This window comes from Micromonospora sp. WMMD1219 (assembly GCF_049315215.1).
GTDB classification, from domain to species: Bacteria; Actinomycetota; Actinomycetes; order Mycobacteriales; family Micromonosporaceae; genus Micromonospora; species Micromonospora tulbaghiae.
The window spans coordinates 1254433-1278922 of record NZ_CP186057.1; the positions used below are offsets into that span (position 1 = coordinate 1254433).

Here is a 24490-nt window from a genome sequence, read left to right on the forward strand (position 1 = left end):
CTACTCCCCGTTGCGGCGCAGCGTGCCGATCACCGACACGGCCAGCAGCAACGCGAACGCGGCACCGGCCGACTCGCCCACCGAGTCGACGAAGCCCTGCTGCTGCACCAGCAGCCCGAACAGGAACCAGCCGAACACCCCCGCGGCGGCGGCCGCGTAGGCGAGCAGGACCGCCGTGGGCACCTCCTGCTGCCGCGTCCGTTCGTCCTCGGGAAGCACGTCCTGGTCAACGGTCATGACAGTCCCTCCCCGTCCCGGCATGGACCCGGCTTCCAGGGTTACACCAACCGGAGCGCGCGGACAGGGGTTAAAACCCTGATCCGGGCGCTCCGGTCACGGGTGGGACGAGTTCCGGCGCGCTCAGGTGCCGGGGCGGCGGCCGATCACGACCACGCGGGTGCCGACCGAGCCCAGCTCCCACAGGCGTACCGCGTCACGGTGCAGCAGGTTCACGCAGCCGTGCGAACCGATCGCGCCGTTGTGCAGGTAGGTGGTGGTCTCGTGGAAGCCGATCCCGCCGTTGAACTGCTGCCAGTACGGCAGCCACACCTCGTACGGGTTGGACCACTCGCGCGGGTTCTTCCGGCCCACCGAGTACGTGCCGGCGGGGGTGGCGTAGCCGGACATGCCGGTGCGGGTGACTGTCGGTCCCATCACCACCTTCCCGCCGCGCGTCGCCCAGACCGTCTGCCGGGTCAGGTCGACGCAGAAGGTGAGCCGGGAACCGGCGTTGCACCGCGCGGTGTCGGTGGCGGCGAGCCGCTTCGCCACGTCGTACGTGGTGGGGCCGGCGCGGCCGGAGGACGGGCTGATCCCGTACCGGATCTGGAACTTCTTGATCGCGGCACAGTCGGCGGGGGACTGCTCGCCGTCCACGGTCAGCGTCCCGAAGCCGCCCAGCCGGGTCAGGTACGTCTCCACGGCCCGCTGGTGCTCCCCCTGCGGGCACCCGGCGGACGCGCTCGGCTTCGGCGCGGGCTTCGTCGTCTTCGTCGCCCCGGGCGACCGGGAGGGTTTCGGCGAGGCCGTCCGGCTCGGCTGCGCCGACGGGGACGTGACCGGCTGTTCCGGCGTGGGCGACGCGCTCGCCCCCGATGCTCCCTCCGTCAGCCCGACCGGGCCGGGGGTGCTCTCCCCGGCGCCTTCCGCCTGCGGATCGAGCGCACAGGCGCCGACACCGACCAGCACGACCAACGCCAGGGCGGTGGCCCGGGCGAGAAACCGGACACGCTGCATGGGCCCTCCCTGGACAGTCGTCCCGCTAGCTAGACGTGTGGGACGAGTATGACGTTGCCTGTCCAGCGAGACTTTTTTGCCGCACCCTCCGGCGTGCAACACTGGATGGTCGGCCCGCGGCAGGTCAGCCCGGGTGGCGACGGGTGCCGGGCCGCGAGGTTCCGGGGTTCCGGGCGATGCGAGAGGACGCTGGCGTGAGCGGTGGACCACTGATCGTGCAGTCGGACAAGACGCTGCTGCTGGAGGTGGATCACCCCGACGCGCAGGCGTGCCGGATGGCGATCGCGCCGTTCGCCGAGCTGGAACGCTCCCCCGAGCACGTGCACACCTACCGGCTCACGCCGCTGGGCCTGTGGAACGCCCGGGCCGCCGGCCACGACGCCGAGGGCGTCGTCGACTCGCTGATCAAGTACTCGCGCTACCCGGTGCCGCACGGCCTGCTCGTCGACGTGGCCGAGACGATGGACCGGTACGGCCGGCTCCAGCTCGCCAACGACCCCGTGCACGGCCTGGTGCTGCGCGCCCTGGACCGGGTGGTGCTGATCGAGGTCGCCAAGAGCAAGAAGCTCGCCGGCATGCTCGGCGCGAAACTCGACGACGACACCGTCGCGGTGCACCCGTCCGAGCGGGGGCGGCTCAAGCAGGCGCTGCTCAAGCTGGGCTGGCCGGCCGAGGACCTCGCCGGGTACGTGGACGGCGAGGCGCACCCGATCGAGCTGGCCGAGTCCGGCTCCGACGGCGGCAAGCCGTGGACGCTGCGGTCGTACCAGCGGGAGGCCGTCGAGGCGTTCTGGGCCGGCGGGTCCGGCGTCGTGGTGCTGCCCTGCGGCGCCGGCAAGACGCTCGTCGGGGCGGCGGCGATGGCCGAGGCGAAGGCGACCACGCTGATCCTGGTCACCAACACGGTGGCGGGACGGCAGTGGAAGCGGGAGCTGATCGCCCGCACGTCGCTGACCGAGGAGGAGATTGGCGAGTACTCGGGCGAGCGCAAGGAGATCCGCCCGGTCACCATCGCCACGTACCAGGTGCTCACCGCGCGGCGCGGCGGCGCGTTCACCCACCTGGACCTGTTCGGCGCCCGCGACTGGGGCCTGGTCGTCTACGACGAGGTGCACCTGCTGCCCGCGCCGATCTTCCGCTTCACGGCGGACCTCCAGGCCCGCCGCCGGCTCGGCCTCACCGCGACTCTGGTACGCGAGGACGGCCGGGAGGGCGACGTGTTCAGCCTGATCGGCCCGAAGCGGTACGACGCGCCGTGGAAGGACATCGAGCAGCAGGGCTGGATCGCCCCGGCGGAGTGCACCGAGGTACGGGTGACGCTCACCGACGCCGAGCGGCTGGCGTACGCGACGGCGGAGGCGGAGGAGCGCTACCGGATGGCGGCCACCGCGCGCACCAAGCTGCCTGTGGTGCGGGCCCTGGTGGACCGGCACCCGTCCGAGCAGGTCCTCGTCATCGGCGGGTTCCTCGACCAGTTGCACCAGCTCGGCGAATACCTGGACGCGCCGATCGTGCAGGGTTCCACCACGAACAAGGAACGCGAGCGGCTGTTCGACGCGTTCCGCTCCGGCGAGATCCGCACCCTGGTCATCTCCAAGGTGGGCAACTTCTCGATCGACCTCCCCGAGGCGGCGGTGGCGATCCAGGTGTCCGGCACGTTCGGCTCCCGGCAGGAGGAGGCGCAACGGCTGGGCCGGGTGCTGCGCCCGAAGGCGGACGGCCGGCAGGCGCACTTCTACACCGTGGTCTCCCGGGACACCATCGACACCGAGTACGCCGCGCACCGGCAGCGGTTCCTGGCCGAGCAGGGGTACGCGTACACCATCGTCGACGCCGACGACGTCCTCGGCCCGAAGCTGCCGACCGTCGACTGACCGGCGTACGCGGCCGGGCAGGCCGCCGTGGTGCGGCCCGCCCGGTCTCGCGATCGTCAGCCCTTGCCGCTGGCGCGGAACGCGACCCAGGCGTCGCTCATCCGGTCGGCCTGGCCCGGCGTGAACATGTTCATGCAGGAGTCCTGCGTGTAGTCCATGAAGTTGTGGATCGGGTCGAGACCCGGCGCGGTGCAGGTGTCCGCCCCGATCGGGCAGTTGAACTGCGGCGCCGCCTCACGCGGCGTGTCCGCCACGAAGTCGCCGGACGCGGAGCAGCCGTGCGCGAACGTGTGCTCCAGCATCAGCCAGTGCCCGACCTCGTGGGTCAGCGTGTCACCGAGCGCGTACTTGCCGGCCGTGCCGCCCGGCATCGACTCGTCGAGCATCACCACGCCGTCGATGTAGTCGCGGCCGTTGTTGTAGCCCTTCGGGAAGTACGCCCAGCCGAGCAGGCCGTCACCGATGTTCGCCGCGTAGACGTTCAGGGTGCGGGAGTCGCCGGTGTAGAGCGCCTTCTTCATGTCCCGCTCGTTCTTGCCCGGCACCACCGTGTACCAGGCACTGTTCACGGTCCAGGTGGTGTCGACGAGCGAGAAGCGGAACGGCGTGTCCGACGCGTCGGCCGCCGTACGACCCGCGAACGAGTCGTTGAGCACCGTCATCTGCGCCGAGATGAGCGTGTTCCAGCGGGCCTTCTCGGCGGCGCTCAGCTCGTGGTCCGAGATCATGTGGAAGATCGTCGGCACGGTGACGCTGCCGTTTGCCAGGCGCGGCGAGTCCTTGATGACGCCGTACGCCTCCGCCTCGTTCGTCGAGTAGAGCGCGGGCTCCTTGGCGGTGGCGCCCTCGCGCACCCGGGCGGCACTGTGGTGGTCGGCGCCGGGCTCGCACCCAGCGGCGGGCGAGGCGGTCACGGGTGCGGCCGTGGCCGCGACGGGGGCTCCGCCGGCGGTCAGGAAGGTGGCGGCGGCAGCGACGAGCACTGCCAGGTGGATCGTCGGTTTCCTGTGCATCGTTGCACCTTTCGAGAGGCATGAAAGGAGTACCGACGCGGGGTTGTCAAAGCTGCGGATCGATGACGTCGTCGTCCCGCCATAAGACCACGTCAATGGGCATCCGCAACAGACCCCGGCGAGTCCGCCACCTTGGGACAGGTCAGGCGGCGCTGAGCTTCCGCAGCACGTACTGGTTGAGGCTCATGCCCTCCTCGGCGGCATGGATGGCCAGTTCGCGGTGCAGGCTCTCGCCGACCCGAAGGTTGAACTTGCCCGAGTAAGTGCGCTCGGACAGCGGCTGGGGGATCTGCTCGCCCTGCTCCGCCATGTCGGCGATCACCTCACGCAGCATCTCTTGGAGCCCTTGCAGCGCCTCGATCTGCGAGGTCGCGAGCCACGACAGAGACGGAAACTCCGCGCAGGTGGCGACGAACTCCTGATCGTCGGCGGACCACGTGACGCGGTAGGTGTAGTGCGAGATTTCGGGACGGAACTCGGACATCACATGGCCTCCTTCTTGTCGATCGCCTTGAGCACCTGACGTACCTGATACCGCAAGCAGTACCACTAGCGCGGGACGCGACGGCGCTACTCGGCCGACGTCATGACGTCGGCGATGGCGCGCGCCACGCACTCGTAGTCGCGTACCAGCGGCCCGACCAGCGCACGGTCCGGCTCGAACGCGGCGACCAGTCCGCGTACCAGATCCTGGATGCGCTGGTCCGTGCTGAGCCGCCGCCCCCGGTGCCGGCGCGCGACGCTGCGCCAGCGGCGCACGCCCACGTCGGCGAGCCGTTCCTGGTGCTCGGGCGCGGGCACCGGGCAGCCGTTCGCCCACAGGTCGGCGAGTGCCCGCACGATCGCCGCCCGGGTCGGGTCAGGCACGGAGGTAGCGGGCGCGACGGCCGAAGTCGCGGAAGCCGAGCCGCCGGTACAGGCCGGCCGCCGGATTGTCGTCGTTGACGCAGAGCCACGCGGCCTCCGCGCCCGCGTCGGCGAGGCCGCGCAGCACGCGCGCCACCAGGTACGCCCCGACCCGCCGCCCGCGCCACCCGGGCACCACGCCGACCTGGTCGATCCAGTCGTCGAGCACTGTGACGAAGCCGGCCGCCTCACCGTCCGGGCCGCGCGCGAGCAGCGTCAGCTCCGGGCGGAAGTCCTCGTCGTCACGCAGGTCGCCCAGCCACTCGCCGGCCTCGGGCTCGACGAATCCGGGCCGGTCGGCGAACGACGCGCGGTAGGTGGCGAACAGCTCCGGCCCCAGCGTGGCCTGCTCCACAGTCACGCCGTCCGGCGCCGTGACCTCGGGCAGCGCGTCGAGGTCGTGCCGCAGCACCCACTCCAGGAACGTCCGCGTGTAGCCGCGCACCGCGAACAACTCCTCCGCGGCGGCGTTCCACGTCTCCGTGGTGACCAGCAGGCCCGCGTCGCCCGCCTGCCCCTCCGCCCAGTCCAGCAGCGCGCCGCCGAGCCCGCGCCCGCGCCACGCCGGGTGCACCAGGCCGGTGGCGGTGGCCGGCGTCCGCGCCGTGCCGACCCCGACGGCCGCGACCAGGTCGTCGCCCGACCAGGCGCCGTGGGTACGCGTCTGCAGCAGCCGCGCCCGTGCCAACGGGGTACGCCCGAACAGCGGCAACCCGCCGTCAGTGGCGAGACACGCCTGCGCCAGCCCGGTCAACGCGGGCAGGTCGTCCTCGCCGAACTCCCGCCAGACCAGCCCATCGATCCCGCTCACGCCCACTCCCGCCACCGCCGAGCCCGACCCCACGGTCCAGCTCCCCGAGGCAGTAGGCCCCACCCCAACCGTGAAGGTCAACCACATTCCCCACCCTCCCGCCCGACCGCCCCCTCGTCGATCTTGGAGTTGTGGCGCCTCAGATGCCCGCTTAGCGGCTTACACGAGGTGCCACAACTCCAAGATCGACGGGACATGCCGCCGAGGATGGCCCGGCGAACGGGTATGGGCCCCCCAAGGTGCACGCCTGAACGCCGCAACTCGCTCCGCCCCCACCCCCACGCCGTTGATCTTGCGGTTGTGGCCCCGGCAAGAGCCATAAATCCGGCACCGAGAGGGCCGCGACTGCAAGATCAGCGAGACGGCGGCGAGGGGGTAAGGGTGGGGTTGGCGTGGATCAAGATCGTGGCTCCGGCGGACAAGGGGGCCAGGAGCCACTTCAGGGGCTGCTCGTCCTCGGTCGGGTCGATCACCAGGCGGTCGCCCGGGTGCAGGGCGAGCTGGGTGGCGATCTCGGCGGCCAGGCGGCGCCACGCGCCGAAGCTGGTGCCGTCCGGCGTGGCCGGGTCGGACGGGTCGACGGCTGTGTAGTCCGGCGGGTCGGTCGGGTGCCGCAGCACCTCGGCGGACCAGTCCAGCCAGCCCGGCGGCAGCTCGGCGAGCAGGTCCGGCCCGGTGCCCACCAGATAGCGGTGCGTCCCCTCGGGCACATCCTCCAACCAGTCGTCGAGGCGTTCCGGGGTCACGAACACCGCGTCGTACGGCCGGTCCGCGCCCGGTTCCAGCACCGGCAGCCCGGCCAGCGCGCGGGGCCGGAACGAGACCGTCAACCCGACCGACCAGGCCCCGAGCAGCACCGCGGCGGTACGCCAGTGCGGCGGCAGGAGCACCGCCACCCGGTCACCGGGGCGCAGTCCGCATCCGTCGCGCAGCAGTCCGGCGCTGCGGGCGGTCCACTCGCCGAGCTGCGCGGCGGTGAGGTCGGTGCGTTCCCCGGTCGCGTCGTCGTGGTAGCTGAGCAGCGGGTATCCGACCGCGTCGGGCGTGACGGCGACGGTTGCCTGGTGGGCCATGCGCGGGCTCCTGTCTGCCGGTCCGCCCACCCTAACCGTCCGAGCCGCCCGTCCGGCGCAGCCGAAGCAGCCCGGGTCAGCGCGCGGGCAGTTCGGGACCGCCGTCGAGCAGCGGGGCCAGCAGGTCGCCCTGCTTCTCCACCCGCTTGAGCACCTCACCCGCCGTGTACGGCCGCGTCGACGGCCGTTTCCCCGTCGCCCCGGCCTCGACCTCGTCCCAGGTCAGCGGCGTCGACACCGACGGCACCGACTGGGCCCGCAGCGAGTACGGCGCCACTGTCGTCTTCGCCGCATTGTTCTGACTCCAGTCGATGAAGACCTTGCCGGGGCGCAGGTTCTTCGCCATCTTCGACACGATCAGCTTCGGGTGCGCCTGCTCCAGCTCCTGCGCGATCCGCTTGGCGTAGTCGGAGACGATCTCGGCGTCCTGCGTACCGGCGATCGGGCAGCAGAGCTGCATGCCCTTCTTCCCCGACGTCTTGGGGAACGAGGAGATCCCGTCGGAAGCCAGCCGGTCGCGCATCAGCACCGCCACCTGGCAACACTGCTTGAGCGCGGCCGGGGCGCCCGGGTCCAGGTCGACGACCATCATGTCCGGGTGGGCGCCGATTTTCCACTGCGGAGTGTGCAGCTCCAGCGCGGCCAGGTTGGCCAGCCACACGAGCGTCGGGAGTTCGTCGCAGACCACGTAGTCGATGGTCTCCCGCCCCTTCGTCGACCCGGGGGCGGGCAGGTTCTCGGTACGTACCCAACCGGGGGTCGCGGCGGGTGCGTTCTTCTCGAAGAACGAGCCGCCGTCGACGCCGTTGGGGAACCGGATCCGGGTCAGCGCGCGGTCGCGCAGGTGCGGCAGCAGCACCGGGGCGATCCGGGTGTAGTAGTCGATCACCTCGCCCTTGGTGAAGCCGGCCTTCGGGAACAGCACCTTGTCCAGGTTGGACAACTCCAGCGAGCGCCCCTCGACCTCGACCTTGAACCGGTCAGACGGCATCGTCGACCTCCTCGGGCGGCTTGTCCGGGCGCAGGCGCAGGATGCGCGGGAAGCGCAGCCGGCCGTCCGGCGTGCGCTGGCCGTACTTGACCTCCACCACGATCCGGGGAGTTACCCAGATCGCGCCCCGGGCATCCTCGCGCGGCACACCGGCGGCGAACGGCGAGTCGGTGACGCGCAGCGGTTCCAGCTCGCGCAGCAGTTCCCGTTCGATCGCCGCGCCGATCCCGCCACCGACCCGCCCCCGGTAGATCAGCCGACCGTCCGGGCCGGGCACGCCGACCAGCAGGCCGCCGACGCGCCGCGCGCCGGGCCGCCAGCCGCCGACCACGAAGTCGGCGGTGACCTCCAGCTTGACCTTCACCCAGTCCGGCGACCGCACGCCGGGCCGGTAGAGCGAGTCGACCCGTTTGGCCATCACCCCCTCCAGCCCGTGCTCGCCGGCCGCCGCGTAGGTGGCCGGGCCGTCGGCGAAGACCGGCGGCACCGCCCACCGGGCGGCGCCGAGCCCGAGCGACTCCAGCGCCGCCCGCCGCTCCCGCCACGGCCGGGCGGTCAGGTCGACGCCGTCGAGCCGCAACACGTCGAAGATCATGTACGTGACGGGTACCGTCGCCGCCAGCCGCGCCGCCTTGGCCGGGTTGCGCACGTGCATCCGCTCGGCGAGCGCGGTGAACGAGGGCTGCCCGTCGGTGAAGAGGACCACCTCGCCGTCGAGCAGCGCGTCGTCGACCTGCTCGGCCAGGTTGAGCAGTTCCGGGTACGCGGTGGTGATCTCGACGCCGGAGCGGGCGTAGAAGTGCCGGTCGCCGCGGGAGATGTCGGCGAGCGCGCGTACGCCGTCCCACTTGAACTCGTACGACCAGGCGGCGCCGGCCGGGAGCTGCCCGGTCGTCGCGAGCATCGGCTTCAACGGCGCGCCGGGCACCTCCTGACTGTAGTTGCGCACGGAAGCGCGTGCGTCCCGTTCGATCGTTTGCGATTCTGGTGGTCAACCGGGGAGAGGAGCGCGGGAATGCGGGCGATCTGGAAAGGAGCGGTGTCGTTCGGCCTGGTGTCGATCGGGGTGAAGGTCTACTCGGCCACCGAGGAGAAGGACATCCGTTTCCACCAGGTGCACCGTGAGGACGGCGGCCGGATCCGCTACAAGCGCACCTGCTCGGTCTGCGGCGAGGAGGTCACCTACGACGACATCGCCAAGGGATACGACATCGGCGGCGGCGAAATGGTCATCCTCACCGACTCCGACTTCGCCGACCTGCCGTTGAGCACGTCGCACGCGATCGACGTGCTGGAGTTCGTACCGGCCGAGCAGGTCGATCCGATCCTCTACAACAAGGCGTACTTCCTGGAGCCGGAGGGCTCGGCGACGAAGCCGTACGTGCTGCTGCGCGACGCGCTGTCCGACTCGGAGCGGGTGGCGATCGTCAAGGTGGCGCTGCGCCAGCGCGAGCAGCTGGCCACGCTGCGGGTCCGTGAGGGCGTGCTGCTGCTCAACACGATGCTGTGGCCGGACGAGATCCGCCGGCCGGACTTCGGTTTCCTGGACGAGGACCTGAAGGTGCGCCCGCCGGAGCTGGCGATGGCCAGTTCGCTCATCGACTCGATGGCCGGGGAGTTCGAGCCGGACGCGTTCACCGACGACTACCGGGCGGCGTTGCAGGAGGTCATCGACGCGAAGGTCGAGGGCCGCGAGGTGGTGCAGCCGGAGGAGGAAGAGGCCGCGCCCGCCGCCGCGGTGGACCTGATGGCCGCGCTGAAGGCGTCGGTCGAGCGGGCCCGGGCGGCCCGGGGCGAGGCGCCGTCCGGCGGCGGGGCCGAGCCGACCCCGATCTCGTCGGCCCGATCCGCGAAGAAGGCGGCGAAGAAGGTGCCGGCCAGGAAGACCGCGGAGAAGAAGGCCGAACCGGCCAAGAAGACCGCGGCCAAGAAGACGCCCGCGAAGAAGGCGGCGGAGAAGAAGGCCGAACCGGCCAGGAAGACCGCCGCGAAGAAGGCCCCGGCGAAGAAGACGGCCGCGAAGAAGAGCGCCTGACGCGTACGGCGAAGGCCCCGCCCCCGATGGACGACGGGGCCCGCACCGCTCAGCCGCGGCCGAGCTTCTCGGTCGGGGTGACGCGGACGATGACGCGCTCCTCGCCGGGGCGGCGCCAGGGGTAGGTGTCCTGGCCCAGGTACTTCTTCGCCATCCGGTCGATGTGCTCGTCGGCGCCCTCGGTGACGAACTCGACGGTGCCCTTGATCCACAGAGTGCGGTAGTCGTCGGCCTTGTCCGCCACCGACACCGCGACCACCGGGTTACGGGACATGTTCAGGTACTTCTGCCGGCCCTTGGCCGTGTTGAACACGACGTGCTCACCGTCGGTGTCCACCCAGACCGGGGTGACGTGCGGGGTGCCGTCGGCCTCGACCGTCGCCACGTGCGCTAGCTGCGGCTCGCCGAGCAGGGCCAGGTCTTCTTCGTTGAGGATCGCCATGGTCGGAAACTACCCCGCGCGGTGCCCTCGTATCGGGCTTCGTGTCCGGATCGTGGTGGCCGTATGGGCACGCTGGGGCTCCGGGCGGGTACCGTGTGCGCTGGCCTCGGCGGCGGCCCGCCGGGGGCGCACCCACCCACCCTGCAGGGAGTCGACGTGAGCGAGCGTGTGGAGAACCGGTCGGCGGGCCAGGCCCCGGCCACCAAGGCACAGCGGCGGCTGGCCGCCCAGCTGGCCGAGAAGAAGGCAGCCGAGGCGCGTCGCCGACGGCAGTCGATCCTCGGCGCGGCAGTGGGCGTGCTCGCGGTGGTGGCCCTGGTCGGCGGCCTGGTCTGGCTGAACAGCGGGGACGACGACAAGGCGTCCACCGCCGGCTCCTCGGCCAGCCCCACCGCACCGGCCGAGCCCACCGCGCCCGCCCAGGAGCTGCCCGCCGGCATCGACCCGGCGCTGAAGACCAAGCCGACCGTGCAGGCCGGCACCGGTGAGCTGAAGAAGCTCACTGTCACCACGCTCGTCAAGGGCACCGGGCCGGCGGTGAAGGCGGGTCAGAACATCACCACGAACTACGTGGGCGTGTTCTACAAGGACGGCAAGCAGTTCGACGCGTCCTGGGACAACGGCCAGCCGGCCACCTTCCAGATCGGCGTGGGCCAGGTCATCAAGGGCTGGGACCAGGGCCTGGTCGGCGTGCCGGTGGGCAGCCGGGTCCAGCTGGACCTCCCGGCCGAGCTGGCGTACGGCAACGATGCCGCGGGCGGTCGTCCGGCCGGGCCGCTGCGCTTCGTCGTCGACGTGCTCGCTGCGCAGTAGATCACTCCGGGCTTCCGTCCGGTCACCCAGCGGCAGTAGGTTCATGGTCACCACGGGCGGCACGTCCGCCCGTGGTGATCTGCCCACCGACGCGGAGGTGCACGTGGCGGCGCTGGACGAGGCCGGGGTGACCCGGCAGATGTGGACGCTCTACGAGCCGGTCCACGCGGTGACCTACTTTCACCCCCGGGCCCGGGCCGCGTTCGAGGCGGTCGGGCTGCGGGGCTACTGGCGCGGCTACTTCGCCGGCCGGGCCGCGCCGCTCGGGGCGGTCGACGCGCCGGCGGTGACTGCGGCGTTCTTCAGCTTCGCGCCGGCCATGGTGGCCCGCGCCCTGCCGTCGGTGTGGCGTCTGGCCACCCCGGAGGAGGCGCTGCGGGCCCGGCTCACCGGTGGCGTGCAGGCGCTCGCCGAGTTCACCTACGAGCTGCCCGAATCGCACCTGGTCGAGGCCGCCGACCTGCTGGAGGAGGCGGCCGGGCGGGTGGACACGGCCGGGCGGGTGCTCGGCGCGGTGAACGCCGCCCTGCCCCGGGGCGAATACCCGCTTGCCCGGCTCTGGCAGGCCGCCGCGACGCTGCGCGAGCACCGAGGCGACGGGCACGTGGCGGCGCTGGTCACCACCGGGCTGGAACCGGTCGAGGTGGTGGCCTGGCGGTGCCGGGTCGACCAGTCCCGCGAGTTCCACCAGCCGGCCCGGGGCTGGACCGACGAGCAGTGGACCGCCGCCGAGCAGCGCCTGGTGGACAAGGGCTGGCTGACCGCCGACCTGAGCCCCACGCCGTACGCCACGGACACGTTCCGCGTGGTCGAGGAGGCCACCGACCGGGCCGCGTCGGGTCCGTGGCGGGCGCTGGGCGCGGAGCGTACCGCCCGGCTGCGGGAGCTGCTGGAACCGATCGCGACGCGCTGTCGCACGATCATCCCGGCGAAGGCCCCGATCGGCCTTCCGGCGCAGCGTTCGGCCGGAGCGGCGCTGCCGCGGTGAGTCCGGCCGCCGGCTGGGGCAGGATGGCGGCATGGTGGACGCGGTGCTCTTCGACCTGGACGGCGTGATCGTGGACTCCGAGCCGGTCTGGGAGGAGGTCCGGCGGGCGTACGTGGCCGAGCACTGTGGCACCTGGCAGCCGGACACCCAGCGTCGGCTGATGGGCATGAGCACCGCCGAGTGGGCCGGCTACCTGAGCGGTGAGCTGGGCGTGGACAGGTCGGCCGAGCAGGTCGCCACGGAGGTGGTGACCGAGATGGCCCGGCGGTACGCGCAGCGCGTACCGCTGATCGACGGCGCCGACGCGGTCGTGCGCGGCATGGCCGCGCGGTGGCCGCTGGGGCTGGCCAGTTCCTCGCCGACCCGGCTGATCGCGGCGGCGCTGGACGCGACGGGCCTGGCCGGCGCGTTCGGCGCGACGCTGTCGACCGAGGAGACCGCCCGGGGCAAGCCCGCGCCCGACGTGTGGCTCGCCGTGGCGCAGCGGCTGGGCGTCGACCCGGGCCGGTGCGTGGCGGTGGAGGACTCGTCGAACGGGGTCCGCTCGGCGGCCGCCGCCGGGTGCCGGGTGGTGGCGGTGCCGCACGGCTCGTACCCGCTCGATCCGGACGCGGAGGCGCTCGCGGCCGTGCTGCTCCCCTCGATCGGCGCGCTCACGCCCGAGGTGGTCGAGTCACTCGGCGGGCGGCCGGCGGAATGATCGGTAGGCGGCGGGGTAGCGCCATCACGCGACGACGGTGAGGGGACAGCGATGAAGGCGATCGTGTACGAGCGCAGCGGGGACGCCTCGGTGCTCCAGGTGGTCGAACGGCCGGTGCCGGAACCTGGGCCGGGCGAGGTGCTGGTGCGGATGGCCGTGTCGGGGGTGAACCCGACCGACTGGAAGGCCCGCCAGGCGTGGCCGCTGCCGGCCGGCTGGCAGATCCCGCACCAGGACGGCGCCGGGGTGGTCGAGGCGGTCGGCGAGGGCGTGGACCGGACGCTCATCGGTGAGCGGGTCTGGGTGTGGGAGGCGGCGTGGCAGCGCCCGTGGGGTACCGCCGCCGAGTACACGCTGGTCCCGGTCCGGCACGCGGTGCCGCTCGGTCCGGCCTCGTTCGACCTGGGTGCGGCGCTCGGTATCCCGTTCATGACCGCGCACCGCTGCCTGACCGCCGGTGAGTTCATGCCGGACAAGCTGCACGCGGGCGCGTTGAGCGACCACGTGGTGCTGGTGCAGGGCGGCGCGGGCGCGGTGGGCAACGCGGCGATCCAGCTCGCCCGCTGGGCCGACGCGTGTGTGATCACCACTGTGAGCAGCCCGGAGAAGGCGCAGCTCGCGGCGGCGGCCGGGGCCAGCTTCGTGATCAACTATCGCGAGCAGGACGTGGTCGAGGAGGTCCGCAAGGTCGCGCCCGACGGGGTGCACACGATCGTCGAGGTGTCCGCCGCCCGCAACGCCGCCGCCGACGTACGGATGCTGCGCACCGGCGGGGCGGTCTGCGTGTACGCCGACGACGGCGGCGACGAGGTGACGTTGCCGATCCGGCCGCTGATGGTCCCGAACGCGCGCTGGCAGTTCGTGCTGATCTACACCGCGCCGAAGGTGGCGAAGGCGCAGGCGGTCACTGACATCGCGGCGGCGGTGGCGCAGGGCGCGATCCGGGTCGGCGAGGAGGCCGGCCTGCCGCTGCACCGGTATCCGCTGGCGGAGGCCGCCGCCGCACAGCAGGCGGTGCAGGACAGCGTGGTGGGCAAGGTGCTGGTGAGCACCGCCGACGAGTAGGCGACCGGATTTCCCCGACAGCCGGACAGACGCGAACAAGTTTCGCAACAATGACGGTGCGGGTCACCCCGTAACGGACGGGCGGCCCCGGCGCGGTGCGAACGCCGGGGCCGCCCTCTGGGAGGAATGCCCGTTGGAAACATGTTCCTGCCCGTGTAGGCGACGGTACGCCGCGAAACGTTACGACGCGGTCAGTTCCCGCACGTCGAGCCCGCCGTCGGCGTACCGCGAGCGCACCACCTTCTTGTCGAACTTGCCGACGCTGGTCTTCGGCACCGCGTCGATGAACGCCCACCGCTCCGGCAACTGCCAGCGGGCCACCGAGCCGGCGAGGAAGTCCCGCAGTTCCTCCGCGGTGACCGAGGCGCCCTCGCGGACCACCACAGTGGCCAGCGGCCGCTCGTCCCAGCGCTCGTCCGGTACGCCCACCACGCACGCCTCCAGCACCGCCGGGTGGGCCATCAGGGCGTTCTCCAGCTCGACCGAGGAGATCCACTCCCCGCCCGACTTGATCACGTCCTTCGCGCGGTCGGTGAGCGTGATGTAGCCGTCCGGCGAGAGCGTGCCGACGTCACCGGTACGCAGCCAGCCGTCCCGGAACTTCTCCGGATCCGGGGCGTCGTCGCCGATGTACCGGGCGGTCACCCACGGCCCGCGTACCTCCAGCTCACCCACCGACGACCCGTCGGCGGGCAGCGGCTCGCCCAGCGGGCCGACGATCCGCGCGGTCACGCCCGCCGGTACGCGGCCCTGCGTGTAGCGGTAGCGCCACGCGTCGTCGCCGGTGGCACCCGCCGGCGCCCGGGAGACCGAGCCCAGCGGCGACATCTCGGTCATGCCCCAGGCGTGGATGACGTCGATGCCGTAGCGGTCGTGGAACGCGTGCATCAGCGACGGCGGGCAGGCCGAACCACCCACGATGACCTCCTTCAGCGAGGAGAGGTCCACCTCGTGCGCGTCCAGGTAGGCCAGCAGGTCGGTCCAGATGGTCGGCACCGCACCGGCGAGCGTGGGCCGCTCGGCGGCGATCATCGCGGCGATCGGCTCGGCCTGGAGGAACCGGTCCGGCATGATCAGCGAGGCGCCGGAGAGGAACGCCGCGTACGGCAGGCCCCACGACATGGCGTGGAACATCGGCACGATCGCCAACTCGCGGTCGTTCGGGCCGAGCCCGAAGCCCTCCGGCATGCAGACCTGGAGCGAGTGCAGGTAGATCGAGCGGTGCGAGTAGGCGACGCCCTTGGGGTTGCCGGTGGTCCCGGAGGTGTAGCAGAGGGCCGCGGCGTCGCGCTCGTCCACCTCCGGCCAGTCGAAGTGGTCCGGACGGTCGGCCAGCAGCGCGTCCCAGTGGTGCACGGTGATCCGGTCGCCGGCCGCGGCCAGCAGCGGGGCCGGGTCGCCACCGCCGACGACCACCACGTGCGCCACGGTGGTCATCTCGCCGATCACCCGGGCGAGCAGCGGGATGAGCGTGGTGTCGACGAGGACCACCCGGTCCTGCGCGTGGTTGGCGATGTAGGCGACCTGGTCGGGGAAGAGCCGGATGTTGAGCGTGTGCAGCACCGCGCCCATGCTCGGCACGGCGAAGTACGCCACCAGGTGCTCGTTGTTGTTCCACATGAACGTGCCGACCCGCTCGTCGCCGGTCACCCCGCACTCGTCGCGCAGCGCGTGGGCCAGCCGGGCTGCGGCGCGACCGACCTCCGCGTACGTCATCCGGCGGGGTTCGGCACCGGTCCAGGTGACCACCTCCGCCGCACCGTGCACGGTGGAGCCGTGTTCGAGGATCCGGGCGACCTGGAGAGGGGCATCCATCATCGTGCTACGCATGGGTAACAAAGTAGTGGCGGCGGTCACATCTGCGGAACCCCCCGGATTCGCCGAGGTGATCACGGATGATGCGTAGATTGTCCGGGTGAGCATCTCGTGGGCCGACTCGTACGTGGGGCAGCTCCGCGCCCTGGCCGGTGACCGCACCCTGATGTTCGTCGGCGCCCGCGCCGTGGTGCGCGACAACGCCGCCCGGGTGCTGCTGATCCAACGTTCCGACAACGGCCAGTGGGCGTTGCCGGCCGGCGCCATGGAACTCGGCGAGTCGATCGCCGACTGCGCGGTCCGGGAGGTCCGCGAGGAGACCGGGCTGCGCGCGCTGCGGGTCAGCGCGTTCGCGCTCTACACCGGCCCGGACCGCACCCAGACCAACATGTACGGGCACACGTACCAGGTCTTCACCACGGCGTTCCGCGTCGACGAGTGGGACGGCGAACTGGCCCGGTTCACCGACGAGACCACCGACTCCGGCTTCTTCCACCCGGCGGACTTCCCGCACCCGCTGTCGTCGAGCGTGCACGAGACGCTCGCCGACCTCGACGTGTTCGAGCAGACCAACCGGCTGATCCTCAAGTAGTCACAGCATCGTCTGCGACTTCGCCTCCATGTCTGCGGCGGCCTCGTCCTTCGACTCCTTCGTCAGCGGCTTGCCGCCGGGCGCGGGCGCCTTCCCGCCGAGCGGGTCGGCGCCGCCGGTGGCGCCCTGCGGGCCGGTGCCGCGCAACTGGAGGTTCGGCATGGCCAGGGTGACCAGGACGGCGATCACGGCGATCAGCCCGGTGGTCAGGAAGACCAGGTGCAGCGACTCGACGAACGCGGCCTGGACGGCGGCGCGTACCGGGGCGGGCAGCGCGAGGATCGCCGCCGGGTCGTTGATCGAGAAGTCCCCGCCGGCCGTCACCGCGGCCCGCTGCTCCGGCGGGAGCTGCGCCAGCGCGCCGGGCAGCCGCGCGGACATCTCGGCGGTGAGCCGGGACGACAGCACCGCGCCGAGGATGGCCACGCCGAACGAACCGCCGAGCGACCGGAAGAACGTCGCCGACGAGGTGCCCGCGCCCAGGTCGCGGACGCTCACCGCGTTCTGCACGGCCAGGATCAGCGACTGCATGCACAGGCCCAGCCCGACGCCGATCACCACCATGTAGCCGAACGCGGCCCACAGCGTGGTGTCCACCTGGAGCTGCTGGAACAGCAGCATGCCGACCACCAGCACGGCCGCGCCGGCCACCGGGAACCACTTGTACCTGCCGATCCGGCTCATCGCCCGGCCGGTGAGCACCGAGGTGACGATGACGCCGGCCATCATCGGCAGCATCAGCAGACCGCTGCGGGTCGGCGAGGCGCCCTTGACGATCTGGAGGTAGAGCGGGATGAAGATGATCGACCCGAACATCACCAGGCCGAGCACGAAACCCGCGCCGTTGGCGAGCGCGAACGTGGCGCTGCGGAACAGCCGCAGCGGCAGGATCGGCTCCTTGGTCCGGGCCTCCTGGACGACGAACAGCACGCCCAGCACCGCGCCCGCGACGAACAGCCCGACGATCACGCCGGAGCCCCAGGCGTACTCGGCGCCGCCCCAGCTCAGCGCCAGCAGCAGGCAGCTCACGCCGGCGACCAGCAGCGCCGCGCCGATCCAGTCGACTGTGTGCTCCCGGCGCTCGAACGGCACCAGCCGCATCACGTGCCAGCAGACCACGATGGCGAGGATCGCCAGCGGCACGTTGATGTAGAAGATCCACCGCCAGTTGTTCTCCGCGAAGTAGCCGCCGACGAGCGGTCCGGCCACCGACGAGACGCCGAACACCGCGCCGAACAACCCCTGGTAGCGGCCACGCTCCCGGGGCGACACCACGTCCGAGATGATGGTGAACGCCAGCGTCATCAGGCCACCGGCGCCCAGGCCCTGCACACCGCGCGTGACGATCAGCTGGGTCATGTTCTGCGACAGCCCGGCCAGCAGCGAGCCGAGCAGGAACATCCCGATGGAGAACAGGAAGACCGGCCGGCGCCCGTACAGGTCGGCCATCTTGCCGTACAGCGGTGTCGAGGCGGTCGAGGCCAGCAGGTACGCGGTGACCACCCACGAGTAGTGGTTGATGCCGCCCAGCTCGCCGACGATGGTCGGCAGCGCGGTCCCGACGATGGTCTGGTCCAGCGCCGCCAGCAGCATGCCGGTCATCAGACCGAACATCAGCAGGCGGATCTGGCGGGCGGGCAACGCGGGACGGGCGGCCTGGGCGGTCATCCCGCTTCCTATCCCACCGGGGGCGGATCATGCCCCCGGTGGGACTGTGAGTTTTCAGCGGGCGGTGTGCCGCCCCTCGGCGAACTCCTCGACGATCTTGGCGCAGAACGCCGGCAGGTCGTCCGGCTTGCGGCTGCTGACCAGCCCGTTGTCGGTGACGACCTCCTGGTCGACCCAGTTCGCGCCGGCGTTGGTGAGGTCGGTGCGCAGGCTCGGCCAGGAGGTGATGGTGCGGCCCCGCACCACGTCCGCCTCGACGAGCGTCCACGGGCCGTGGCAGATCACGCCCACCGGCTTGCCGGCGTCGAAGAACGCCTTGACGAACCGGACCGCCTCCGGGTCCGTACGCAGGAAGTCGGGGTTCGCCACGCCACCGGGCAGGACCAGGCCGTCGTACGCCCCGGCGTCCGCCTCCTTGGTGGTGACGTCGACCTGGTACTGCTTGCCGTGGTCGAGATGGTTGAAGGCCTGGATCGTGCCGGACTCGATGGAGACCAGCTCGACCTGGGCGCCGGCGTTCTCCACCGCCTCCCGGGGCTTGGTGTACTCGACCTCCTCGACGCCGTCGGCGGCCAGGAAGGCGATGCGCTTGCCCTGAAGTGTCGCTGCCATGCTGCTTCTCCTCTCCGGGGTACGTCTGCACGGTTCCCCCGCCCGATGCCGCGAAACCGGACGCATCGGGTGGCCCGCGTCGCACCATGTTTGGCCAGACGGCCCGGGGGGATCCGCAGAGGCATGGCAGGAGCAGCAGCGGAAGAGCGCCGGCTCGCCACCGTGGTGGCGAGCTGGCAGCAGCGTCCCGTGCTGGTCGTCGGGGACGCCATGCTGGACGAGTGGCGGTTCGCCGAGTCGGAGCGGCTCTGCCGCGAGGCGCCCGCACCGGTCCTCACCCTGCGGCGGCGGATCTCCGCGGCGGGGGGCGCCGCCAACACGGCGGTGAACGTCGCGGCGCTCGGCGGCCGGGCCGCGCTCGTCGCCCCGGTCGGCGCCGACGTGGCCGGCGACGAACTGCACGACTGCCTGGACCGGGCGGCGGTCTGGGACCGTACGGTGAGCCAGCCGGGCCGGCCCACGCCGGTCAAGCGGCGGATGCTCGCCGGCAACCAGATCCTGCTCCGCGAGGACTCCGGCGGCCCGGAGGACGGGCTGGACGCCGACGGGGTGGCCCGCCTGCTGACCGCGCTGCACTGCGCCACCGAGGAGCTGCGCGCGGTGGCCGGCGGTCAGCCGCTCACGCTCGTCGTCTGCGACTACGGCCTGGGCGCGCTGCCCTCGGCGGTACGCGCCTGGCTGGTCGCCAACCGCGACCGGTACGGCACCGTGGCGCTCGACGCGCACGACCTGGCCGACTGGCGCGGACTGAACCCGACAGTGGTGACGCCGAGCTTCGCCGAGGCGACCCGGCTGCTGGCCCGCGCCGCCGCCGGGTTCGCGCACGCCGAACGGGGTGCCGTCCCCGGCGGCGACGACCTGCACCTGAACCACCCGGCGGAGGCCGACGGCCCGTCCGAGCTGATGGTGGGCGCCGCGCCCGGCGGATCCGGTGAGCGCGTACCGGGCAGCCCGCACCCGACCTCCGGTACGCCCGCCGCCGAGGCCCCGACCGGCCCGACCGGCGAGCCGACGCCCGGCGAGGAGCGGGTGGCGCTGACCGGCGACGGGCTGAGCGTCACCGGGACCGGCGTGACGGTGAGCGCGGCGGCCGGCACCGGCGTCGACCGGGCCGTGCTGGCCGAGTCCCGCCTGCCCGAGCTGCGCGAGCACACCGGCGCCGACGTGGTGGCGGTGACCCTGGACACCGAGGGCGCTGTGGTCGGTGGCGCCGAGGGCGAGCCCCGGCGCAGCCACAGCACCCCGGTCCCGGCCAGCCACGCGGTGGGCGCCGGGGACGCGTACCTGGCGGCCATGACGCTGGCGCTCGCCGCCGACGCGGGCCTGCCCACCGCCGCCCAGCTCGCCCAGCTCGCCGCCACCATCACGGTCGCCGACACCGGCACGTGCGTGTGCCGCCGGCAGGATCTGCTGGCCGCGCTCGGCACCGGCGCGGACGAGGGCGGGCATCCGGCGCTGGTCGGCGCCGACGAGCTGGCCGCGCTGGTGGACGAGCACCGGCAGGCCGGGCGGTCGGTGGTGTTCACCAACGGATGCTTCGACGTGCTGCACCCGGGGCACGTCCGCTACCTGACCCAGGCCCGCGCGCTCGGCGACCTGCTGATCGTGGCGGTCAACTCGGACGGCAGCGTACGGCGGCTCAAGGGCCCGGACCGGCCGGTCAACCCGGTCGAGGACCGGATCGCCCTGCTGGCGGCGCTGGCCTGCGTCGACCACGTGGTGGTCTTCGAGGAGGACTCCCCGGCCCGGCTGATCGAGGCGGTCCGCCCCGACGTCTACGTCAAGGGCGGCGACTACCCGCCGGAGATGGTGCCGGAGGCGCCGCTGGTACGGCGGCTGGGCGGGCAGGTGCGCACGCTCGGGTACGTGCCGGACCGCTCCACCTCGGCGATCATCGACCGGATCCGCGCCCAATCGCACAGCATGAGCGAACGCACCGAGCGAAGCGAGGGCCGTGAGGCCATGCCAGACCGGCACAGCATGAGCGAGAGCCGTGAGTCCGTGCCCGACCAGCAGCACAGCCCCGCCGTGGGCGAGGGCAGGCCGGCGTGACCCGTCCGCTCGACCCGGGCACGCCCGGGCGGTTCCGGCAGCACCGGCGGCTCGACGTGCTGATCCCCACCCGCAACCGGCCCGCCGAACTGGCTGTCACGCTGTCCGGGCTGGCCGCCCAGGAGGGCGTACCCGGGTTCGGGGTGGTGGTCAGCGACCAGTCCGACGGCGAGCCCGCGTACGCCCACCCGGCCGCCGCCACCATGGTCCGGGCGTTGCGGCACCGGGGGCACCCGGTGCTGCTGACCCGGCGGCTGCCCCGGCGCGGCCTGGCCGAACACCGGTCCTACCTGCTGGCCCAGTCGGCGGCCGACGCCGTGCTCTGCCTCGACGACGACGTGTGGCTGGAGCCGGGTGCGCTGTCCCGGCTGGTGACCGCGCTGGACGAGCTGGGCTGCGGGTTCGTGGGCAACGCGGTGCACGGGCTCTCCTACGCCGACGACGTCCGCCCGGAGACGCACCAGCACTACGAGGAGTGGACCGGGCCGCCGGTGCCGGAACGCATCCAGCCCGGCACGCCGGAATGGCACCGGGCGTCCATCCACCCGGCGGCGAACCTGCTGCACGTCACCGAGAAGCTGGACCTGGCGGCGGGCGAGTGGCGGGCGTACAAGGTCTCCTGGATCGGCGGGTGCGTGCTCTACGACCGGGCCAAGCTCGTCGACTCCGGCGGCTTCGACTTCTGGGAGCGGCTGCCCGAGCGGCACCAGGGCGAGGACGTCGCCGCGCAACTCGCCGTGCTGGAGCGCCACGGCGGCGCCGGTGTCCTGCCCAGCGGGGCGTACCACCTGGAGTCACCGACCACTGTCACCGAACGCGACGTGGAGGCGTGGGAAGTGGTGCTCAGCGAGTCGCCTGCGGAGGTGTGAGCAGCTCGCGGGCCGCCTCGACCACCTCGGCGGCCGGCACGTCGGCCACGAACGACACGCGGTGCGGGCACTCCCCGTCGCCCGGCCGGTGCGGGTAGATCCCGGGCGTGCAGTCGACGCCGCAGACCGGGCAGAGAGTGGTCCAGGCGGCGATCGGGCGGTGCCGCCCACGCAGCGGCGACGCCCCGTTGATCAGGTTGCCGACCCAGAAGACACCGACCGTCGGCGCGCCCACGGCGGCGGCGAGGTGCAGCGGGCCGGTGTCGTTGGAGACCACGAGCGCGCAGTCCGCGTACGCGGCGGCCAGCGCGCCCAGGCCGAGCGTGCCGACCTGGGGGCGCACCGGCACTCCGGCCGCCGCCACCACCGCGTCGACCGTCTCCTGCTCGGCGGGCGTACCGGTGACCAGCACCTCGTACCCGTCTCCGGTGAGCGCGCGGGCGACCTCGGCGAAGCGTTCCGGCGGCCAGCGGCGCCGCGTGTCGGTGGCGCCCGGGTGCAACGCGACCCGGGGCCGGGTGGGTTCGCCGAGCACGGCGGCGGCCTCCGCCCGGTCGGCGGCGGTGATCGCGAGCGCCGGGGTGATCGTGGTGGCGGGCGCCCCGACCAGCGCGGCCACCTCCAGGTAGCGGATCACCTCGTGCTGGTAGTAGACGTAGCGCAGCCACCGGTCCAGCGGCGGCGCGCCCTCGGCCCGCAGGCCGGCGGTGACCCGGGCGCCCAGCCCGGCGACGAACGGGTTCGAGTTGGCGCCGCCGCCGTGCACCTGCAACGCCAGGTCGAACCGTTCGGCGCGGGCGGCGGCCAGGAACGCCGGCACGTCACCGGGTGACTCGCCGGGCCCCGGGTCGCGGATGCCCGGCGCCGCCGGCACCACCAGCACCCGGTCCACCGGGCCGGGCCGGTCGCGCCAGAGCGCCGCGTGCCACGGCGCGCCGAGCAGCACGATCTCCGCCGACGGATACGCGGACCGCAGCGCGTCGAGCGCCGGCAGCACGAAGATGAAGTCACCGAGCGCGTTGGCGCGCAGCACGGCGATCCGTTCGACGTCCGGAACGCGCTCGCCGACCGGGCCGAGCACCGCTGAGCTGGTCACGCGGCCCCTACGGCCTGTCGATCTCGTCGAGCGCGGTGTCCGGGTGGTGCAGCTCCCGGTCCGCGGCCGGGTCGGCGGGCATCGGCGTACGGTCGGCGCCCGGTCGCGGGCCGGTGCGGCCGACGGTGATGGTGCGCGGCGCGGACCGGGACGCCCGGGGCAGGCGCACCCGGAGCAGGCCGTGGTCCATCACCGCGTCGATCCGGTCCGGGTCCACGCGGGACGGCAGGTCCACGCGGTACTCGAAGCCCCGGGTGGTGAACCCGCCCGGGATGCCGTGGTCGGCGTTCACCTCGGCCTCCGACCGGGCGCGTACGCACAGCTCCCGGTCGTCCAGCTCGACGGCGACCTCCTCCGGCGCGACGCCCGGAAGCCGGACGACCACCTCCCAGCCGTCGGCCGTCTCGGCCAGATCCACGTCCTGGTTGCCGGAGCGTCCGCCGACCAGCCGGCTCAGCTCGGAGCGCAGCGACTGCAGCTCGCCCATCGGATCCCAGCCCTGCTGGCGGCCACGCCAGCCTCGTCCGCCGCTCTGTTCGGTCATCGCACGTCTCCGATCCGCTGGGTCGCCGAGGGGGGTCGCAGCGAGCTGGGCGCGTTCAGGTCGTGCTCCGGGTCGACGCCGACACCGAGCCGGTCCACCAGTTCGCCGCCGAGCCAGGCGCTGACGCCGAGGATCGCCACGGCGACCACCTCGATGGCGATCAGCGCGCCGCCCGCCGCGCGGGAGTCGGCGTTGAGCCGGACCACCCAGACGGCGGCGAACAGCAGGATCACCGCGACGTTGGCGGCGGCGTGGGTGAGCCCGACCCGCTTGGCGCGGGTGCCGGCCGGCAGGGCGAGCAGGTCGAACGCCCCGGCCGCCGCGGCCAGCAGGCCACCGATCAGACCGACTGTGATGTTCCAGTACGCGACCTCGCCGAGGAAGTCCGGCCCGCCCACGGTGTCCACCACGTCGAAGATCACCGCGGTCACGAGGAGCGCCACCGGGAACATCACGAGCATCGGATGCACGGGATGGCCGAGCACCTTCAGTCGGCTCTCCATCTCGGCCTCCATCCGTCGCGTCCGGACGCACGCTGCTATCCGGTCCCTACCCGCCGGCCCCGGGGGCAAACCCGGCGCTCGACGCGCTCTCCTAGGCTGACAGTGGCGGATCACGGCCCGTCGCGGGGCGGAACCGCCGTCAAGGTCAACGGACGGGGGAGGAAGACGTGACGACCCGGGAGATCACCAGCGAGGCCGAACTACGCGAGCTGATCGGCACACCGATGGCGCGGGCGGCCACCAAGGAGCGCCGCAAGCTGCACGAACGCGACCGGGAGTGGCTCGCCGCCTCGCCGTTCTGCCTGATCGCCACCGCCGGCGCGGACGGCACCTGCGACGTCTCCCCCAAGGGCGACCCGCGCGGTTTCGCGCTGGTGCTCGACGACACCACGATCGCGATCCCGGAGCGGCCCGGCAACCGGCGGGCCGACGGCTACCGCAACATCCTGACCAACCCGCACGTCGGGTTGATCTTCCTGATCCCGGGCCGCACCGACACGCTGCGGATCAACGGCCGGGCCCGGCTGATCGCCGACGCGCCGTGGTTCGCCGACATGGAGGTCAAGGGCCACCGGCCGCTGCTGGCCGTCGAGGTCGCGATCGAGGAGATCTTCTACCACTGCGCGAAGGCGTTCCTGCGCTCCGAGCTGTGGCAGCCGGAGACCTGGCAGCCGGACGCGCTGCCGACGCGGGCCCGGCTGATCAAGGAGGTGGAGGCCCCGGCGGAGAGCCTGGCCGACCTGGAACGCCACTACGGCCCGGCGTACCTGGAGACGCTCTACCGCTGACCTC

Annotated in this window: 26 protein-coding genes; 10 read left to right on the forward strand and 16 right to left on the reverse strand. The window is 72.6% G+C overall.

Annotated features, from left to right (window positions below; all coding sequences use genetic code 11):
• Complete coding sequence (locus tag ACN27C_RS05975) at positions 1–237, reverse strand: hypothetical protein (protein WP_091414684.1); 237 nt, start codon at positions 235–237, stop codon at positions 1–3.
• A 123-nt stretch (positions 238–360) separates the two neighbouring features.
• Positions 361–1236, reverse strand: coding sequence for a L,D-transpeptidase family protein (locus tag ACN27C_RS05980; RefSeq protein WP_422750675.1), 876 nt, complete (start codon positions 1234–1236; stop codon positions 361–363).
• Positions 1237–1430: 194 nt separating this feature from the next.
• Here ACN27C_RS05980 and ACN27C_RS05985 point away from each other — a divergent pair, with 194 nt between their 5' ends.
• Positions 1431–3110 (forward strand): DNA repair helicase XPB, encoded by a 1680-nt coding sequence (locus ACN27C_RS05985; RefSeq protein WP_350816728.1) that lies wholly within the window; start codon positions 1431–1433, stop codon positions 3108–3110.
• 56 nt (positions 3111–3166) lie between these two features.
• On the opposite strand, the gene ACN27C_RS05990 is transcribed toward ACN27C_RS05985, so the two are convergent.
• The 7 genes from ACN27C_RS05990 to ligD (ACN27C_RS06020) all read right to left on the reverse strand — a co-directional run bounded on the left by ACN27C_RS05990 (position 3167) and on the right by ligD (ACN27C_RS06020) (position 8832).
• The gene (locus tag ACN27C_RS05990; RefSeq protein WP_422750676.1) at positions 3167–4123 is read right to left on the reverse strand and encodes a zinc metalloprotease; all 957 of its coding nucleotides are present in this window, start codon (positions 4121–4123) and stop codon (positions 3167–3169) included.
• Between the two features lie 142 nt (positions 4124–4265).
• Positions 4266–4607 (reverse strand): type II toxin-antitoxin system HicB family antitoxin, encoded by a 342-nt coding sequence (locus ACN27C_RS05995; RefSeq protein ID WP_422750677.1) that lies wholly within the window; start codon positions 4605–4607, stop codon positions 4266–4268.
• Between the two features lie 86 nt (positions 4608–4693).
• Positions 4694–4990, reverse strand: coding sequence for a hypothetical protein (locus ACN27C_RS06000; protein ID WP_422750678.1), 297 nt, complete (start codon positions 4988–4990; stop codon positions 4694–4696).
• Positions 4983–5840: a GNAT family N-acetyltransferase gene (locus ACN27C_RS06005; RefSeq protein WP_422750679.1), complete on the reverse strand. Its 858-nt coding sequence runs from the start codon at positions 5838–5840 to the stop codon at positions 4983–4985. Before ACN27C_RS06005 ends, ACN27C_RS06000 begins: the two co-directional genes overlap by 8 nt.
• A gap of 353 nt (positions 5841–6193) precedes the next feature.
• Positions 6194–6913: a TIGR03089 family protein gene (locus tag ACN27C_RS06010; RefSeq protein WP_422750680.1), complete on the reverse strand. Its 720-nt coding sequence runs from the start codon at positions 6911–6913 to the stop codon at positions 6194–6196.
• Between the two features lie 76 nt (positions 6914–6989).
• The gene (gene ligD / locus ACN27C_RS06015; protein WP_422750681.1) at positions 6990–7904 is read right to left on the reverse strand and encodes a non-homologous end-joining DNA ligase; all 915 of its coding nucleotides are present in this window, start codon (positions 7902–7904) and stop codon (positions 6990–6992) included.
• On the reverse strand, positions 7894–8832 hold the full coding sequence (gene ligD, locus ACN27C_RS06020; RefSeq protein WP_422751579.1) for a non-homologous end-joining DNA ligase: 939 nt from the start codon (positions 8830–8832) through the stop codon (positions 7894–7896). Before ligD (ACN27C_RS06020) ends, ligD (ACN27C_RS06015) begins: the two co-directional genes overlap by 11 nt.
• A gap of 87 nt (positions 8833–8919) precedes the next feature.
• On the opposite strand from ligD (ACN27C_RS06020), the gene ACN27C_RS06025 reads away from it, so the two are divergent.
• Entirely contained in the window at positions 8920–9939 is a 1020-nt protein-coding gene (locus ACN27C_RS06025) for a Ku protein (protein WP_422750682.1), read from the forward strand.
• Between the two features lie 49 nt (positions 9940–9988).
• On the opposite strand, the gene ACN27C_RS06030 is transcribed toward ACN27C_RS06025, so the two are convergent.
• The gene (locus tag ACN27C_RS06030; RefSeq protein ID WP_120572015.1) at positions 9989–10381 is read right to left on the reverse strand and encodes a PPOX class F420-dependent oxidoreductase; all 393 of its coding nucleotides are present in this window, start codon (positions 10379–10381) and stop codon (positions 9989–9991) included.
• 63 nt (positions 10382–10444) lie between these two features.
• Between ACN27C_RS06030 and ACN27C_RS06035 the strand changes: the two genes are divergently transcribed.
• From ACN27C_RS06035 to ACN27C_RS06050, 4 genes are all read left to right on the forward strand, one after another.
• A complete protein-coding gene (locus ACN27C_RS06035; protein WP_262015373.1) occupies positions 10445–11194 on the forward strand; it encodes an FKBP-type peptidyl-prolyl cis-trans isomerase in 750 nt (249 codons plus the stop codon).
• A 139-nt stretch (positions 11195–11333) separates the two neighbouring features.
• A complete protein-coding gene (locus tag ACN27C_RS06040) occupies positions 11334–12182 on the forward strand; it encodes an SCO6745 family protein (protein ID WP_422751580.1) in 849 nt (282 codons plus the stop codon).
• A gap of 31 nt (positions 12183–12213) precedes the next feature.
• Positions 12214–12882, forward strand: a complete 669-nt coding sequence (locus tag ACN27C_RS06045; RefSeq protein ID WP_422750683.1) for an HAD family hydrolase — start codon at positions 12214–12216, stop codon at positions 12880–12882.
• 51 nt (positions 12883–12933) lie between these two features.
• Positions 12934–13947 (forward strand): NADPH:quinone reductase, encoded by a 1014-nt coding sequence (locus tag ACN27C_RS06050; protein WP_091414663.1) that lies wholly within the window; start codon positions 12934–12936, stop codon positions 13945–13947.
• A 180-nt stretch (positions 13948–14127) separates the two neighbouring features.
• Here the strand turns inward: ACN27C_RS06050 and ACN27C_RS06055 are convergent, their stop codons facing one another.
• Positions 14128–15762: a fatty acid--CoA ligase gene (locus tag ACN27C_RS06055; RefSeq protein ID WP_358171389.1), complete on the reverse strand. Its 1635-nt coding sequence runs from the start codon at positions 15760–15762 to the stop codon at positions 14128–14130.
• 100 nt (positions 15763–15862) lie between these two features.
• Between ACN27C_RS06055 and ACN27C_RS06060 the strand changes: the two genes are divergently transcribed.
• Positions 15863–16354: an NUDIX domain-containing protein gene (locus ACN27C_RS06060; RefSeq protein WP_393159361.1), complete on the forward strand. Its 492-nt coding sequence runs from the start codon at positions 15863–15865 to the stop codon at positions 16352–16354.
• On the opposite strand, the gene ACN27C_RS06065 is transcribed toward ACN27C_RS06060, so the two are convergent.
• Both ACN27C_RS06065 and ACN27C_RS06070 read right to left on the reverse strand, forming a co-directional pair.
• Entirely contained in the window at positions 16355–18022 is a 1668-nt protein-coding gene (locus tag ACN27C_RS06065; RefSeq protein ID WP_252449878.1) for an MDR family MFS transporter, read from the reverse strand.
• A 54-nt stretch (positions 18023–18076) separates the two neighbouring features.
• Complete coding sequence (locus ACN27C_RS06070) at positions 18077–18634, reverse strand: type 1 glutamine amidotransferase domain-containing protein (protein ID WP_121685807.1); 558 nt, start codon at positions 18632–18634, stop codon at positions 18077–18079.
• Between the two features lie 123 nt (positions 18635–18757).
• Here ACN27C_RS06070 and rfaE2 point away from each other — a divergent pair, with 123 nt between their 5' ends.
• Together rfaE2 and ACN27C_RS06080 are read left to right on the forward strand one after the other, a co-directional pair.
• Positions 18758–20686, forward strand: coding sequence for a D-glycero-beta-D-manno-heptose 1-phosphate adenylyltransferase (rfaE2, locus tag ACN27C_RS06075; protein ID WP_422750684.1), 1929 nt, complete (start codon positions 18758–18760; stop codon positions 20684–20686).
• The gene (locus ACN27C_RS06080) at positions 20683–21555 is read left to right on the forward strand and encodes a glycosyltransferase (protein ID WP_120572024.1); all 873 of its coding nucleotides are present in this window, start codon (positions 20683–20685) and stop codon (positions 21553–21555) included. The genes rfaE2 and ACN27C_RS06080 overlap by 4 nt, the downstream gene beginning before the upstream one ends.
• On the opposite strand, the gene ACN27C_RS06085 is transcribed toward ACN27C_RS06080, so the two are convergent.
• Genes ACN27C_RS06085 through ACN27C_RS06095 form a run of 3 tightly spaced genes read right to left on the reverse strand, consistent with a single transcriptional unit; the run spans position 21530 to position 23698 of the window.
• Positions 21530–22651 (reverse strand): glycosyltransferase family 9 protein, encoded by a 1122-nt coding sequence (locus ACN27C_RS06085; RefSeq protein ID WP_121685808.1) that lies wholly within the window; start codon positions 22649–22651, stop codon positions 21530–21532. The genes ACN27C_RS06080 and ACN27C_RS06085 overlap by 26 nt on opposite strands.
• A gap of 7 nt (positions 22652–22658) precedes the next feature.
• A complete protein-coding gene (locus ACN27C_RS06090; protein ID WP_120572026.1) occupies positions 22659–23195 on the reverse strand; it encodes an Hsp20/alpha crystallin family protein in 537 nt (178 codons plus the stop codon).
• Positions 23192–23698, reverse strand: coding sequence for a DUF2231 domain-containing protein (locus ACN27C_RS06095; protein WP_120574022.1), 507 nt, complete (start codon positions 23696–23698; stop codon positions 23192–23194). The genes ACN27C_RS06090 and ACN27C_RS06095 overlap by 4 nt, the downstream gene beginning before the upstream one ends.
• 167 nt (positions 23699–23865) lie before the next feature.
• On the opposite strand from ACN27C_RS06095, the gene ACN27C_RS06100 reads away from it, so the two are divergent.
• Positions 23866–24486 (forward strand): pyridoxamine 5'-phosphate oxidase family protein, encoded by a 621-nt coding sequence (locus tag ACN27C_RS06100; RefSeq protein ID WP_120572027.1) that lies wholly within the window; start codon positions 23866–23868, stop codon positions 24484–24486.
• The last annotated feature ends 4 nt before the right edge of the window (positions 24487–24490 follow it).